Genomic DNA, 13,412 nt, shown 5'->3' with positions numbered 1-13,412 from the left:
CTGCCGCGACCGCTTCTTCCCTAGAGCATGTTCGGCAGAGGTGGAAAGCCTTTGGCTGGCAGACGCCTATTCCGCCGCCTCGCGACTGTCCGATGCGACGAGCAGCGCGTCGGCCAGCCGGACGATTTCCTGCCGCAAGGCCGCCTCGCCGGCCGCCTTGCCGCCGTTCTGCTTGCGCAGCGCTGCAAGCTCGCGTTTGAAGTCAGCCCGGTCGGCCCGTGCCTGGTCGCGAGCGCCCTGGAGGGTGCCGATCTCCGCATGCAGCGCCTCGACCATCTCGTCTCGCTCGCGCAAGGCCGCGCGGTGAGCCTCCGCCTCGCTCGCCAGTTGCTGCTTTAGGCGGGCCTCGGTCGCAGCGGCGCTCGCGATCTTGTCTTCCAGCGCCTTGATCCTGGCCAGCGTCTGCGCATGCTCGGCGGATGCCTGGGTCATGACCGCCTCCTGCCTTGCGATCTCCGCTCCGAGCTTGATCGCGTTCGCGTCGGCCGCGCGCAGCGCGGCTTCGGTTTCGTTCGCTCGGCTTGTGAGCGCATCCGCCCGCAAGCGCTCGCTGTCGCGGTCCAGCTTCATGGCGGCAAGGCTCGTGCGTGCCTCGACCAGCGCCGTCTCCGCCGTGCTGAGCCGGGCCGAGAAATCGTCGCGCTCGCCGGCCAGCGTGAGCCTGAGCGTGCCGGCCTCGACCAGGGCGAGGCGCAGGCGGTCGTGCTCGTTGTTCAGCGCAGACAGAGCCTGCTCACGCTCGGCGAGCGTCGCCGCTGTCTTGTCGTGCAAAGCCCTGAGTTCCGCGAGCTCGTGGCTGCGGGCGGCGAGATCGGCCGAGGTGCCACTGAGCGCCTGGCGGATCTCGGCGAGTTGCGCCTCCACGGCCGCGAGGTCGCTCACACGGCTCGACAAGGTTGCCTGCGTCGTCTGATGCCCGGCGCTTTCCTTGGCCAGGGACTCGCGCGTCTGCGCCAGTTCCTGGGTCCTCTCCGCCAGCTCCGTCTCGAGCGCCCCGATCCGCTGTTTGCGCTCCATCAAATCGGTTTCCAGCCGGCCGATCGTCATGTCGCGCCGGCCGATCTCGCTCATCGCACCGGCCTTGGCGGCAAAGCCGCTCTCGGCCTTCTGCTCCAGGCTCCGTTCGCGGATCGCGAGTTCCGCGCGCAGATGATCGCGATCCGCGGCGATCTCGGCGAGCGACAATGGGAATGCGGCCTCGGCCCGCCGCCGCGCCAACCGATCGGCTCTGCGGCTCAGCGCCGGCAATGCCGCAAGGGCGAGCAGGCTGGCGCACAGGAAGCCGAGCGCAATGAGCATGACGGCTTCGATCAAGGCAGGGCGGCTCCGGTTTCTGCGATCAGCCTGGGCCTCAGGCTGCCATGCCTCGTTAAATAAGACCAGCAGCCGACGATTGTCAGGTCAGAACGGGTTCCAGGTCGCCTCCGGCGTGAACTTAAGGTAGCCGAGGTTGACGCCGAGCCGCCAGCCGACGCCGGTGCGGATCGGCACCACCATGACGCCTTCTGCCGTCAGCGCAGTGAAACCGAAGCCGCCGACGAAATAGACCGAGCCATCGACGCCGGCGAAGCGCTGGTAGAGCGCGCGAACGCTCGGCAGATTGTAGACCAGCATCATCGTGCGAGCCCCGTCGCCGCCGAAATCGAAGCCGACCGACGGGCCCTGCCAGAACACCTTTCGGTCGCCGGCATTGCGGGTGAACAACGTGCCCTCGCCATAGCGCAGGCCGCCGACAAAGGCGCCGGAAGCCTCCTGGCCGAGCACATAGCCGTTGGGCTCGCCCCAGCGGCGCACGGCCTCCTCGACCGTCAGCGCGAAGCCGCGCGAGACATTGCCGAAGAACTGGTGGCCGGAGGTGACCAGCTCGTTCTGGGAGAAGGACCGATCGTTCTGGGCGGCGGCGGAGCCGGTCGCAAGCGCGGCGCCGAGCAGCAAGGCGCCGGTGAAAAAGGTGCGGCGGGTCTGGTTCATGACATCGTCTCCAGGCAAAGGCCGGGCATTGGGCATTCGGCCTCCTGCCAGGGCTGTGTCGACGGCATACCGCATCAATTCATGCGGCCGCGGTAACCTCCTGGATACGCTGCATGTGTATCCAAGCGGTGAACTGCGGCGCAGAACGTGCCGTGACACGACTGAAATCAAGGATTGGTCGGCGATGAAGGCCGCAGCAAGGCATGCTGGAACCGTTCTCGCCGGCATCGTAACGGCTTGCGCGCTGTGCCTCGCCGCCGGGCCGGGCCGGGCATCCACCCTCCCTCCCGGCCTGCCGGAGCTGCCCAATCTCGGCGAGGCCATGCAACGGGACAACCGCACCGGTTTGGCGCTCTCCGGTTTCGATCCCGTCGCGTATTTCCTGAACGACGCCGCGGTGCCGGGGCTGCCCGAATACGAGCTGATTCATGCGGGCGCGGTCTGGCGCTTCGCTAGCGCTGCCAACCGTGACGCCTTCCGCGAGGCACCACAGGTCTACACCCCGCGCTTCGGCGGCTTCGACGCCAGCGGCGTGGCGGACGGGCGCGCCATCGACGCCGATCCGCATCGCTTCGCCGTCATCGGCGCGCAGCTCTATTTCTTTCGCAGCGACGAGAACCGCCGGCGCTTCCTCTCCGAGGCAGCCCTGCGCGCAAAGGCCCAGGAACGCTGGCCGGCCGTCGCGACCTTGATCGCGCGCTGACGCCGCTCAGGCCCGGCAGGTTTCGGCTTGGCAAGCCTTAGCCTTCTCGATCGCGAGCCTGGCCAGGCGCTCGCAGCTCGCCGCCACGAAAGGCGGATTGCAGAAATCGCGCTCGGCCTTGCCGTAGGTCGGCTTTTCGCCGTCGAGGGTCAGCACCACGCCTCCGGCAGCGGCGAGGATCACATCGCCCGCTGCGATGTCCCATTCCATGGTCGGGCCGCCGCGCACATGCAGATCGGCCTCGCCCGATGCGATCAGCCCGAACTTCACCGCCGACGACACTGGCGCGCCATCGCCCTTCGCGATTGCGGCCGCGACGCCGGCGCTGACCGTGTCGCCGTGGAAGCGGCTCACCAACATCAGCGGGCCGTCCTCCGGCTCGCACCGGACATGGACCTGCCGCGGCGCGCCGAGCGGCTTCGCTTCATCGTCCAGCGTCTGGGCAAAGCAGCGCGCCCCGCCGAACCAGAGCCGCCCGAGAGCGGGCGCGGCGATCGCGCCTGCGAGCGGGCGCCCGTTCCAGATCACGGCGATGGCGACGCAGTAGCTGTCGCCGGAGGCGAGAAACTCGCGCGTGCCGTCGAGCGGGTCGAGCAGGATGAAGACCTCGGCCGGTGCGATCTCGCCGACACTCTCCTCGCTGATCACCGGGAAGCCCGGAAGCAGCTCGGCCAGTGCCTGTTTGGCGGCGAAATCCGCGGCAAGATCGGCGGAGCAGACCGGCGACCCGTCCGCCTTGAGCTTGACGTCCCGCGCCGCCCGCTTCGCCAGCAGGACCGCAGCTGTGCGCCGTGCCGCCTCGCCGAGCGCGCGCGCAAGCCCGTCCCGGTCGGTCAGGCGTGAATCATCGTGAGCGATGGCCATCCTTCAAACCAATCTCGCCGGCGCCGTGTGCCGTTCCATCGTCCTAATCCGGGCGGCGCCTGCGCCGATGTCATACCGTTAGCTAGTGCATGCAATGCCAAAGGAAAAGCGAGCTCGCCTTCTGGCAGCCATCTTGCCAAGGCATGCCGGCAGGGCACGCGCACCGAAACAGTGCCGGGGCTATGGTTAACCAGCTGCAAACCAGCCTCGCGCATTCTGCGCTTCGACATGGGGTGCAACATCGCCCTGATTCTCTTGACCGCAGGACCGGATCATGACCGCCATCTCACTCGAGCCGCTCGATCTGGCCGCGCTTCTCTGCAGCCGCGTCTGCCATGACGTGATCAGCCCGGTCGGCGCCATCGTCAACGCGCTCGAAGTGCTCGAGGAAGACGATCCCTCGATGAAGGACTTCGCGCTCGACCTGATCAAGAAGAGCGCCCGCAACGCCTCGGCCCGGCTGCAATTCGCGCGGCTCGCCTTCGGCGCGGCCGGTTCGGCCGGCGCGATGATCGATCTTGGCGACGCCGGCTCCGTCGCCAACGGCTTCCTCAACGACGAGAAGCTCTCGCTCGATTGGGAGGCGCCGCGCGCCCTCTTGCCCAAGAACCAGGTCAAGCTGGTGCTCAACCTGCTCGTGCTGGCGACGCAGGCGATCCCGCGTGGCGGCAAGATCACCTGCCGCTGCACCGTCACCGGCGAGCAGGGCAACTTCGCCATCACCGCCACCGGCTCGCATGCGCGCATTCCCGCCCATGTCGAGGACCTGATCGCCGGCCGCTCCGAGACCGGCGCCATCGACGCCCATGCGGTCCAGCCGCTCTATACCGGAATGGTCGCGCGCGCCGCCGGGATGAAGATCGCCTTCGCGATCGAGGGCGACACGGTCAGCATCGGCGCCGAGCCGGCCTGAGACTTCGGCGGGCTGTGCTCACGCCTCGTGATTCCTTGCGCTTTCCGCTCCCTCTCAACCGATCATAAACCCTTCCACCGCAATATCCGCAGCAGTATCGGTGGCGTGAGTGAGCGGTCCTTGCATGGACGAGTTGCTGCAAGAGTTTCTGGGAGAGACCGGCGAGCATCTCGACATGGTCGATCGCGAGCTCGTCCGTTTCGAGCAGGAGCCGAACAACGGCGACATCCTGCGCAATATCTTCAGGCTCGTCCACACGGTCAAAGGCACCTGCGGCTTCATCGGCCTGCCGCGGCTGGAGGCCCTGACCCATGCGGCGGAATCCGTTATCGGCCAGTTCCGCGACGGCGCCAGCGTCTCGTCGAGCGCCGTCACCGCGATCCTCGAGACGATCGACCGGATCAAGGAGATCATGGCCGAGCTCGCGGAAAAGGGGCAGGAGCCGCCGGGTCATGACGGCCAGCTCATCGACGAATTGCGTGGCCTGGCAGAACGGGCGAAGCGGGAGCTGGCTGTCCGGCAGCCGCAATCCCTGCTCGATCCGGTTGCCGCCTATCTCGCCCGCTCGGCCGAGAGCCGGTCGGCCGAGGGCGGCGGAGCACCACGGACAGGCTCTGTCCCGGACGAGATGGACCCGGTCTTCCGCGCCGCGCCGAGCCCGCTCGACCAGCCCGGCATGGCCCATGGCGAGGCCGGCCGGGATGCGAAGGCGGCCGGCCCGGCAACCTTGCGGGTCAATGTCGACACGCTCGAGCATCTGATGACCATGGTCTCGGAGCTGGTTTTGACCCGCAACCAGCTGCTGGAGATCGCGCGCCGGCAGGAAGACGCCGGGCTGAAGGCGCCGCTGCAGCGGCTCTCGCTCATCACCGCCGAGCTGCAGGACGGCGTGATGAAGACGCGCATGCAGCCGATCGGCAACGCCTGGTCGAAGCTGCCGCGCATCGTCCGCGACCTCTCCACCGATCTCGGCAAGAAGATCGAGCTTGTGATGGAAGGCGCCGACACAGAGCTCGACCGCCAGCTGCTCGACCTGGTCAAGGACCCGCTCATCCACATGGTGCGCAATTGCGCCGACCATGCCATCGAGGAGCCGCAGGAGCGCGTCGCGCTCGGCAAGCCGGAAACCGGCACGATCCGCGTCTCTGCCTATCACGAAGGCGGCTCGGTCACGATCGCGATTTCCGATGACGGCCGGGGCATGGACGTCGCCCGCATTCGCCGCAAGGCGATCCAGCAGGGATTGGCGACGGAGGCCGAAGCCGACCGGATGAGCGAGACGCAGCTGCTGCGCTTCATCTTCCATCCGGGCTTCTCGACATCCGACACCGTGACCTCGATTTCCGGGCGCGGCGTCGGCATGGATGTGGTCAAGGTCAATGTCGATGCCATCGGCGGCATGATCGACATCGCCAGCATCGCCGGCACGGGCACCACGATCACGATCAAGATCCCGCTGACGCTGGCGATCGTCTCCGCCCTGATCGTCGCGACGGACGGCCAGCGCTTCGCCATTCCGCAGGTGGTCGTGCGCGAGCTCGTGCGCGTCAAGGCCGGCGGCGAACACCGTATCGAGCGGATCAACAACACGCCGGTGCTGCGCCTGCGCGAGCGGCTCTTGCCGATCATCGCCCTCGCCGGCGTGATCGGCAAGGCGGATGCGGCGATCACCGATGACGGCTTCATCGTGGTGACGCAGGTCGGCGAGCGCCAGTTCGGCATCCTCGTCGAGGCGGTGTTCCACACCGAGGAGATCGTGGCCAAACCGATGTCGACGCGGCTGCGCCACATTCCGCTCTTCTCGGGCAACACGATCCTCGGCGACGGCGCCGTAGTGCTGATCCTCGACCCCAACGGCGTGGCGCGCCTGGTCGGCGTGACGGCGCAGGACGACATCGCGTCAGACGTCTCCGTCGATGCGGCGCTTCCGGCCGAGCGCACCACGATGCTGGTTTTCCGCGCCGGCAAGGACGGAGTGAAAGCGGTCCCCCTCGCTTTAGTCACGCGGCTGGAGGAGATCGAGGCCGGCCTGTTCGAGCACGGCGGCGGCCGCTCGCTACTCAACTATCGCGGGCGGCTGATGCCGGTGCTCCCGGTCGAAGGCACGCAGCTCCGCCAAGCTGGCCTGCAACCTCTGGTGATCTTCTCGGAAGGTGATTTCAGCATGGCGCTGGCAGTCGACACAATCGTCGACATCGTCGACGAGGTGCTCGACATCGAGATGCTCGCCATGCCCGAGCAGGGGGTGCTGGGTTCGGCGATCATCCGAGGCCGAGCGACGGAGATTCTCGATCTCGCCTATTATCTGCCGCGGGCCAATCCGAACTGGCTGCACCTTCGCCAGAATGAGAGCGGCGGCCCGCGTGTCCTCTTGGTCGAGCCGTCGGAGTTCCTGCGCGAGATGCTCGCGCCCGTTCTCAAGGCCGCGGGCTTGCGGGTCACGCACGCAGCAGACCCAGCGATGGCGGCGGGGCTCGCCTCGGGAAATGACCAGCTGAACGCCGTCGTCGTCGACATCGACCACAATACCGACGCGGCTTTCGCCCTCGCCGCGCGGCTGCGCAGCGAAGACCGCCATGCGGATCTGCGTATCATCGGCCTCGCCAGCCTGCCGACGCCCGAGCTGCACATCGCCGCGAGCCAGGCGCAGTTCGACGAAGTCGTCGCCAAGTTCGACCGGCGCACCCTGATCGCCGAACTGGCGGACACCCGTTCCAGAGTGAGGCGAGCCGCATGACCGCCCCGAACGATCAGAACGGCGCAGGCCTGACCTTCGAGGACTCGCTCGACTACGTCACCGTCACGGTCGGCGGGCAATTGCTCGGCCTGCCGATCGCGCGCGTGCAGGACGTCTTCATCGCCACCCGCATCACGCCGGTGCCGCTGGCGCCACGCGAGGTCGTCGGCCTGATCAATCTGCGCGGCCGCGTTGTCACCGCGATCTGCATGCATCGCCGCATGCACCATGCCGACGCGCCCGCGATACCGCCCGCAGGCGAAGAACGCGAACTCACCGCGGTCGGGCTGGAGCAGGCCGACGAGGCCTTCGCCCTGATCGTCGACACGGTCGGCGAGGTGATGCGCCTCAGCCGCACGACCTTCGAGCCGGTGCCGATCCATCTCGATCGCGCCTGGGCTGCCATCGCCAAGGGTGTCCACCGCCTCGACGACCGCCTCCTGGTCGTGATCGACGTCGACGCCGTCCTCAACATCGAACTGCCGATCGCCGCCTGACGATCCGCGCCCTGGAGCCTGCCATGAAATACTGTCTCGTCGTCGACGACTCCGCGGTCATCCGCAAGGTCGCCCGCCGCATCCTGGAAGGGCTGCAATTCCGTATCGCCGAGGCCGAGGATGGCGCACGCGCCATCGACGCCTGCAAGGGCGAGATGCCGGATGCGATCCTGCTCGACTGGAACATGCCGATCATGGATGGCTACGACTTCCTGCGGAACCTCAGGCAGATGCCGGGCGGCAAGCGCCCCAAGGTCGTGTTCTGCACCACCGAGAACGACATCGCGCACATCGCCCGCGCCATGCACGCCGGCGCCGACGAGTACATCATGAAGCCGTTCGACAAGGAAATCGTCGCGTCGAAGTTCCACCAGGTCGGGCTGCTCTGACGCAGCCTTGCATGTCGCACCCCCGTCCCCCGACCGCGCAATCGCCATGATCCCCGCGCCGCCCTCCGCAAACCGGCAAGACGCGCGCCTGAGCACGGTGGTGATCGCCGACGACTCCATGGTGGTGCGCGGACTGTTCGCGCGCTGGCTGGGCGAGAGCGGCCGCTTCCATGTCGTCGGCGTCGCCGGCGATGGCGAATCCGCGATCGAGCATGCCGGGCGGCATCATCCCGACATTATGGTGCTCGATCTCGACATGCCTATCCTCGACGGCGTCGAGGCGCTCCCGCGGATCATCAAGCAAAGTCCCCGGACAGCCGTGCTGCTCACCACCACGCTGACCGAACGCAACGCCCAGCTGGCTCTGCAATGCATCAGCAAGGGGGCGGTCGACGTCCTGCCGAAGCCCGACAATCGCAGCGGGCTGACCTTGTCGCTCGACTTCCGCAGCGAACTGCTCGGCAAGCTCAGCAGCATTACGCAATCCCGTTTCCGCGAGGGTGACCTCGCCGCGGACGGCGCTCAGAGCGCCCCGCTGCCCAGCGGCGTCGCCGACCTGCGGCCGCTGGTCTCCGTGATGCCGCGCTATCTCGTGATCGGAGCCTCGACCGGCGGTCCGCGCGCCGTCGCCCGCGTCCTCGGCGATCTCGGCGAAGCCCTCGCCAACCTGACCACGCTGATCGTCCAGCATATGCCGCCGCTGTTCACCGCCTCCTTCGCCGATCAGATCGCTACCCAGCTCGGCGTGCCGGCACGCGAGCCTCATGACGGGGAGCGGCTCGCTCGTGGCATGATCTATGTCGCGCCTGGCGGTCGCCATCTCGGCATCGAGCGCAAGCTCGGCCATATCGCGGCCAGCATCAGCGACGAGCCTCCTGTGCATTTCTGCCGGCCCGCGGTCGATATCCTCTTCGCGGATGCCGCGCGCCATCTCGGCCCTGCCGCCCTCGGGCTGATCATGACCGGCATGGGTTCCGACGGCACCGACGGCGCCACCACGCTGCGTCGCGCCGGCGCAGCGGTCATCGCCCAGGACGAGCAGTCGAGCACGATCTGGGGCATGCCGGGCTCGGTCGTGCGCGCCGGTCAGGCCAGTGCGGTGCTGCCGCTTGCCGGCATCGGCCCGGCCATCCGCACGCTCGTCGGCGGGAGCCGCCCCGCATGACTGAGCTCGATTTCGATTTCCTGCGGATCCTTCTGCAGCGGCGCTCGGGTCTCTTCCTCAGCACGGAGAAGCGCTATCTGGTCGAGAGCCGGCTCGGCATGCTCTGCCGTCGGCGCGGCATCGCGGGGATACCGGCTCTGGTCAGCCAGTTGCGCCTCGGCCCGGCTTCCGAGCTCGAAGCGGCCGTCATCGAGGCGATGACGACCAACGAAACCCTGTTCTTCCGTGACCGCACGCCGTTCGACCTGTTCCGCGACATCCTCCTGCCCGAGAAGCTCGCGGCCAACGCGCAAAGCCGGACGCTGCGGATCTGGTGCGCCGCTGTCTCGACCGGCCAGGAAGCCTATTCGATCGCCATGCTCCTCGACGAGGCCGCCGATCGGCTCGCCGGCTGGAGCATCGAAATTCTCGGTACCGATATATCGATCGAGGTTCTCGACCGGGCGCGCCAGGGCCTCTACAGTCAGTTCGAGGTGCAGCGCGGCCTGCCGATCCAGCTCCTGCTCAAGCATTTCCGGCAGGAAGGTGACAAATGGCGCCTGTCCGAGCGCATTCGCGGCATGGTCACGCTCAAGCCGCACAATCTACTCGAGCCGAGCCAGCAGCTCGGCCAATTCGATATCATCTTCTGCCGAAACGTCCTGATCTATTTCGACGTCCCCACCAAGGCACGGGTCATGGCGGCCCTCGCCGAACGGCTCGCGCGGAACGGCGCCTTCATCCTCGGCGCGGCCGAGACGGTCATCGGCATTACCACGACATTGGTGCCGGACCCGCAGCACCGCGGCATCTATCGCGACGCCTCGTCGAACGCACAGGCGCGGCGCGCGCCCTTCCCAGCAAGCTCGGAACCCGGCGGCAGCCCCTCCGCGTTCAAGACCGCGCGGACCTGATCGTTTCGACTTTCGAGTCTTGTATGCTCAGAACCACCCCGTCATTCCGGGGCTTCTCGTGTTGCGAAGCCCCGGAATGACGAGCTTGGTCGCCACAAACAAAAACCCCGCCTCTCGGCGGGGTCCCCGTTCGCCTGTCGTGTACATCCGACGATCAAGCGATCTAACCGATAGGCGTCGATGATGACGCCGTGATGACGCGGATCAGGCCGGGATGCGTTCCTCGGCCTCGCTGGGCTCGCGCAGCACATAGCCGCGGCCCCAGACCGTCTCGATGTAGTTCTTGCCGTCGGAAGCGTTGGCGAGCTTCTTGCGCAGCTTGCAGATGAAGACGTCGATGATCTTCAGCTCGGGCTCGTCCATGCCGCCATAGAGGTGGTTCAGGAACATTTCCTTGGTCAGCGTCGTACCCTTGCGCAGCGAGAGCAGCTCCAGCATCTGATATTCCTTGCCGGTCAGATGCACGCGCTGGGCATCGACCTCGACGGTCTTGGTGTCGAGGTTGACGACGAGGTCGCCGGTCGTGATCACCGACTGGGCATGGCCCTTCGAGCGGCGCACGATGGCGTGGATGCGGGCGACGAGCTCGTCCTTGTGGAACGGCTTGGTCAGGTAGTCGTCGGCGCCGAAGCCGAGGCCTTTCACCTTGTCCTCGATGCCGGCGAGGCCGGAGAGGATCAGGATCGGCGTCTTGACCTTGGCGACGCGCAGGGAGCGCAGCACCTCGTAGCCCGACATGTCCGGCAGGTTCAGGTCGAGCAGGATGATGTCGTAGTCGTAGAGCTTGCCGAGATCGACGCCCTCTTCGCCCAGATCGGTCGTGTAGACGTTGAAGCTCTCGGACTTCAGCATCAGCTCGATGCTTTGAGCGGTCGCGCTATCGTCCTCGATCAGCAGAACCCGCATGTCACGTCCCCAATTTCGCCCCGAGGCAGCGATCCCGTTCAACCGCCCACAACCCTCGTGGCTGTGGGGGGACGAACGCTTGCCTGATGAAACGCTACGCGACACGCTACGGGGAAATGGTTAACAAACCCTGATTCCCGCACGCAAGCGCTTCTTGGCAAAAGGTTGACGATCCTTGTCGAGGTGAGTCGAATTTGACACGGATCGTTCGAGCTTCAGCCGCGAAAGCGCCTTTCGCGGAAGCCCGCATCGACGAAACAGACGAAAATCGCCCGGCTCTCCGACGCAGCTTCGAAACGCAGTGTTAATCACTCAGCTTAATGGAAGGTAAACGGCAGGGACCATGAGCGGCGAACGGCTCGGCCAGGACCGGTTATCCACACTCGCCACCATGATCGGTGAGCTCGAGGCGACGTCCGTCTATGGCCGGGTCACCGCTGTGCGCGGCCTGCTGGTCGAGGTCTCGGGCCCGATCGCCGCGATGAGCCTCGGCGGGCGGGTCGGCATCGAGATCGCACCCGGCGTCCGCGTCCCCTGCGAGGTCATCGGCTTCTCCGGCGAAAAGGCGCTGGTCATGCCGTTCGGCGGCCTCGACGGCGTCCGCCGCGGTTGCCCCGCCTATGTCGACCGCACCGTCGCCGGCCTGCGCCCGACCATGGCCTGGCTCGGTCGCGTCGTCGATGCGCTCGGCCGGCCGGTCGATGGCGGCCCGCCTTTGCCGCAGGGCGAGCGCACCATTCCCTTCCGCAACGATCCGCCGCCAGCCCATGCCCGCCGGCGCGTCGGTCCGCCGCTCGATCTCGGCGTGCGAGCCCTCAACACCTTCCTGACCTGCTGCCTCGGCCAGCGGATGGGCATTTTTGCCGGCTCCGGCGTCGGAAAATCGGTGCTATTGTCGATGCTGGCCCGCTATGCGCGTGCCGACGTCAACATTATCGGCCTGGTCGGCGAGCGCGGCCGCGAGGTCCAGGAATTCCTGCAGGACGATCTCGGGCCGGACGGCCTTGCCCGCTCGATCGTCGTGGTCGCGACCTCCGACGAGCCGGCGCTGATGCGCAAGCAGGCGGCGCTGACCACGCTGACCCTCGCCGAATTCTTCCGCGACCAGGGCCTCCAGGTCATGTGCCTGATGGATTCGGTCACCCGCTTCGCCATGGCGATGCGCGAGATCGGCCTCGCCGCCGGCGAGCCGCCTACGACCAAAGGATACACCCCCACCGTCTTCGCCGAACTGCCGCGCCTGCTCGAACGCGCCGGCCCCGGCACCGGCGACGGCGCGATCACCGGGCTCTTCACCGTTCTGGTCGATGGGGGCGATCACGACGAGCCGGTCGCCGATGCGGTGCGCGGCATCCTCGACGGCCATATCGTGATGGAGCGCTCGATTGCCGAGCGTGGCCGCTATCCCGCGGTCAACATCCTGAAATCGGTGTCGCGTACCATGCCGCGCTCCTGCGACCCTCTTTACTATCCCGTCGTGCAGAAGGCCCGCGCCTCGCTCGCGACCTATGCCGACATGGAGGAACTGATTCGCCTCGGCGCCTATCGCCAGGGCGCTTCCCCGGAGATCGATGAGGCGATCCGGCTCAACCCCGAGCTCGAAGCCTTCCTGAAACAGGCCAAGGACGAAGCCACGGCTCTTGGCGACGGTTATGCCCGGCTCGCGCGAATCATGGGGATGTGAGCGGCTTCACAGCCGCGCGACATGATCGAGCAGCGCCATGGCTTGCGGCGAAGCCCAGTCCGCTTCGCCGAGCATGTAGCCGCGCACCCCGCCACGCCGGTCGGTGACATAGATCGCCGGCAGCCCTTCCGCCGTCGAGAGCGGTTGCCCCGCTCCGGCGGCTGCAAGGGCTTTTCCTGCACGATCGTAGAGGACCGGCAGTCGCTTGACGCCGAGGCGCTTGAGATAGTCCCGGACATGCGCAAGCTCGCGCTCGTCGGTGCTGATCGAGACGATCTCGACGTCACGAGCCCGGAAATCCCCGAGCTGCCGCTCGAAGCGCGGCAGGGTGATTCGGCAGACCGGGCACCAGGTCGCCCAGAGGTAGACGAGGTTGACCTTGCCCGGCACCGGCCGGGCGATGGCCGGCTTGCCGTCGAGGCCCTGCAGGGAAAGCGGCATCATCGGCTCGACCGGATCGAGCTCGATGAACTGGTAGCGCGCCGTCCGGAACTGCGGCAGCCCCGCCTCTGCCGCTGCCGATCCCGCGAGCAATCCGAGCGCAGCCTGCAAGGCGAGACGGCGGGTCATTGGATCGGTTGGCATCAGGTCTTCCGCTCGCTTTCGTCGGGACGGCGGCGTGATAGGTCGGCCCGATCCGTATCCCTACGCACGATCGCGTCAGTGAGCTGCCGACCTTGGCGTTTCCGA

The 13,412-nt window shown here is 67.1% G+C and carries 13 protein-coding genes; 8 read left to right on the top strand and 5 right to left on the bottom strand.

The genetic code is table 11. The features are described 5' to 3' along the window. Positions 1–66: 66 nt before the first annotated feature. Positions 67–1,047, bottom strand: a complete 981-nt coding sequence (locus ACFPOB_RS04110; RefSeq protein ID WP_377796116.1) for a coiled-coil domain-containing protein — start codon at positions 1,045–1,047, stop codon at positions 67–69. Between the two features lie 354 nt (positions 1,048–1,401). Continuing rightward, on the bottom strand, positions 1,402–1,971 hold the full coding sequence (locus ACFPOB_RS04105) for a DUF1134 domain-containing protein (RefSeq protein WP_377796114.1): 570 nt from the start codon (positions 1,969–1,971) through the stop codon (positions 1,402–1,404). A 55-nt stretch (positions 1,972–2,026) separates the two neighbouring features. On the opposite strand from ACFPOB_RS04105, the gene ACFPOB_RS04100 reads away from it, so the two are divergent. Next, positions 2,027–2,674 carry a YHS domain-containing (seleno)protein gene (locus ACFPOB_RS04100; protein ID WP_377796113.1) on the top strand — a complete coding sequence of 216 codons (648 nt, stop codon included), beginning with the start codon at positions 2,027–2,029 and terminating at the stop codon, positions 2,672–2,674. 6 nt (positions 2,675–2,680) lie between these two features. On the opposite strand, the gene ACFPOB_RS04095 is transcribed toward ACFPOB_RS04100, so the two are convergent. After that, on the bottom strand, positions 2,681–3,538 hold the full coding sequence (locus tag ACFPOB_RS04095; protein ID WP_377796111.1) for a 3'(2'),5'-bisphosphate nucleotidase CysQ family protein: 858 nt from the start codon (positions 3,536–3,538) through the stop codon (positions 2,681–2,683). 274 nt (positions 3,539–3,812) lie between these two features. On the opposite strand from ACFPOB_RS04095, the gene chpT reads away from it, so the two are divergent. The 6 genes from chpT (at position 3,813) to ACFPOB_RS04065 (ending at position 10,132) form a co-directional block, all read left to right on the top strand. After that, positions 3,813–4,451: a histidine phosphotransferase ChpT gene (gene chpT, locus ACFPOB_RS04090; protein ID WP_377796109.1), complete on the top strand. Its 639-nt coding sequence runs from the start codon at positions 3,813–3,815 to the stop codon at positions 4,449–4,451. 124 nt (positions 4,452–4,575) lie between these two features. Beyond that, the gene (locus ACFPOB_RS04085; RefSeq protein ID WP_377796108.1) at positions 4,576–7,188 is read left to right on the top strand and encodes a hybrid sensor histidine kinase/response regulator; all 2,613 of its coding nucleotides are present in this window, start codon (positions 4,576–4,578) and stop codon (positions 7,186–7,188) included. Beyond that, positions 7,185–7,685 carry a chemotaxis protein CheW gene (locus ACFPOB_RS04080; RefSeq protein ID WP_092156078.1) on the top strand — a complete coding sequence of 167 codons (501 nt, stop codon included), beginning with the start codon at positions 7,185–7,187 and terminating at the stop codon, positions 7,683–7,685. The genes ACFPOB_RS04085 and ACFPOB_RS04080 overlap by 4 nt, the downstream gene beginning before the upstream one ends. A gap of 23 nt (positions 7,686–7,708) precedes the next feature. Further along, the gene (locus ACFPOB_RS04075) at positions 7,709–8,074 is read left to right on the top strand and encodes a response regulator (RefSeq protein ID WP_057190702.1); all 366 of its coding nucleotides are present in this window, start codon (positions 7,709–7,711) and stop codon (positions 8,072–8,074) included. A 100-nt stretch (positions 8,075–8,174) separates the two neighbouring features. Next, positions 8,175–9,239: a chemotaxis-specific protein-glutamate methyltransferase CheB gene (gene cheB / locus ACFPOB_RS04070; RefSeq protein WP_377796106.1), complete on the top strand. Its 1,065-nt coding sequence runs from the start codon at positions 8,175–8,177 to the stop codon at positions 9,237–9,239. After that, complete coding sequence (locus ACFPOB_RS04065) at positions 9,236–10,132, top strand: CheR family methyltransferase (protein WP_377796105.1); 897 nt, start codon at positions 9,236–9,238, stop codon at positions 10,130–10,132. Before cheB ends, ACFPOB_RS04065 begins: the two co-directional genes overlap by 4 nt. Positions 10,133–10,336: 204 nt before the next feature. Here ACFPOB_RS04065 and ctrA read toward each other — a convergent pair whose 3' ends face one another. Further along, positions 10,337–11,038, bottom strand: a complete 702-nt coding sequence (gene ctrA, locus ACFPOB_RS04060) for a response regulator transcription factor CtrA (RefSeq protein ID WP_066470963.1) — start codon at positions 11,036–11,038, stop codon at positions 10,337–10,339. Between the two features lie 343 nt (positions 11,039–11,381). On the opposite strand from ctrA, the gene fliI reads away from it, so the two are divergent. Beyond that, positions 11,382–12,722, top strand: a complete 1,341-nt coding sequence (gene fliI, locus ACFPOB_RS04055; RefSeq protein ID WP_377796102.1) for a flagellar protein export ATPase FliI — start codon at positions 11,382–11,384, stop codon at positions 12,720–12,722. A 6-nt stretch (positions 12,723–12,728) separates the two neighbouring features. Here the strand turns inward: fliI and ACFPOB_RS04050 are convergent, their stop codons facing one another. Then, the gene (locus ACFPOB_RS04050) at positions 12,729–13,307 is read right to left on the bottom strand and encodes a TlpA disulfide reductase family protein (protein ID WP_377796100.1); all 579 of its coding nucleotides are present in this window, start codon (positions 13,305–13,307) and stop codon (positions 12,729–12,731) included. Between the last annotated feature and the right edge of the window lie 105 nt (positions 13,308–13,412).

The organism is Allobosea eneae (assembly GCF_042657265.1).
GTDB classification, from domain to species: Bacteria; Pseudomonadota; Alphaproteobacteria; order Rhizobiales; family Beijerinckiaceae; genus Allobosea; species Allobosea eneae.
The sequence above is the reverse complement of the archived record's forward strand: the minus strand, read 5'-3'. Positions and strand labels throughout refer to the sequence as shown.

What these genes read in the sequence shown, in the direction of transcription:
- ACFPOB_RS04110 (WP_377796116.1), bottom strand. Translation starts at nt 1,047, where the DNA reads ATGACGATCGGCCGGCTGGAAACCGATTTGATGGAGCGCAAACAGCGG.
- ACFPOB_RS04085 (WP_377796108.1), top strand. Translation starts at nt 4,576, where the DNA reads ATGGACGAGTTGCTGCAAGAGTTTCTGGGAGAGACCGGCGAGCATCTC.
- ACFPOB_RS04095 (WP_377796111.1), bottom strand. Translation starts at nt 3,538, where the DNA reads ATGGCCATCGCTCACGATGATTCACGCCTGACCGACCGGGACGGGCTT.
- chpT (WP_377796109.1), top strand. Translation starts at nt 3,813, where the DNA reads ATGACCGCCATCTCACTCGAGCCGCTCGATCTGGCCGCGCTTCTCTGC.
- ACFPOB_RS04080 (WP_092156078.1), top strand. Translation starts at nt 7,185, where the DNA reads ATGACCGCCCCGAACGATCAGAACGGCGCAGGCCTGACCTTCGAGGAC.
- fliI (WP_377796102.1), top strand. Translation starts at nt 11,382, where the DNA reads ATGAGCGGCGAACGGCTCGGCCAGGACCGGTTATCCACACTCGCCACC.
- ctrA (WP_066470963.1), bottom strand. Translation starts at nt 11,038, where the DNA reads ATGCGGGTTCTGCTGATCGAGGACGATAGCGCGACCGCTCAAAGCATC.
- ACFPOB_RS04075 (WP_057190702.1), top strand. Translation starts at nt 7,709, where the DNA reads ATGAAATACTGTCTCGTCGTCGACGACTCCGCGGTCATCCGCAAGGTC.
- ACFPOB_RS04050 (WP_377796100.1), bottom strand. Translation starts at nt 13,307, where the DNA reads ATGCCAACCGATCCAATGACCCGCCGTCTCGCCTTGCAGGCTGCGCTC.
- ACFPOB_RS04065 (WP_377796105.1), top strand. Translation starts at nt 9,236, where the DNA reads ATGACTGAGCTCGATTTCGATTTCCTGCGGATCCTTCTGCAGCGGCGC.
- ACFPOB_RS04105 (WP_377796114.1), bottom strand. Translation starts at nt 1,971, where the DNA reads ATGAACCAGACCCGCCGCACCTTTTTCACCGGCGCCTTGCTGCTCGGC.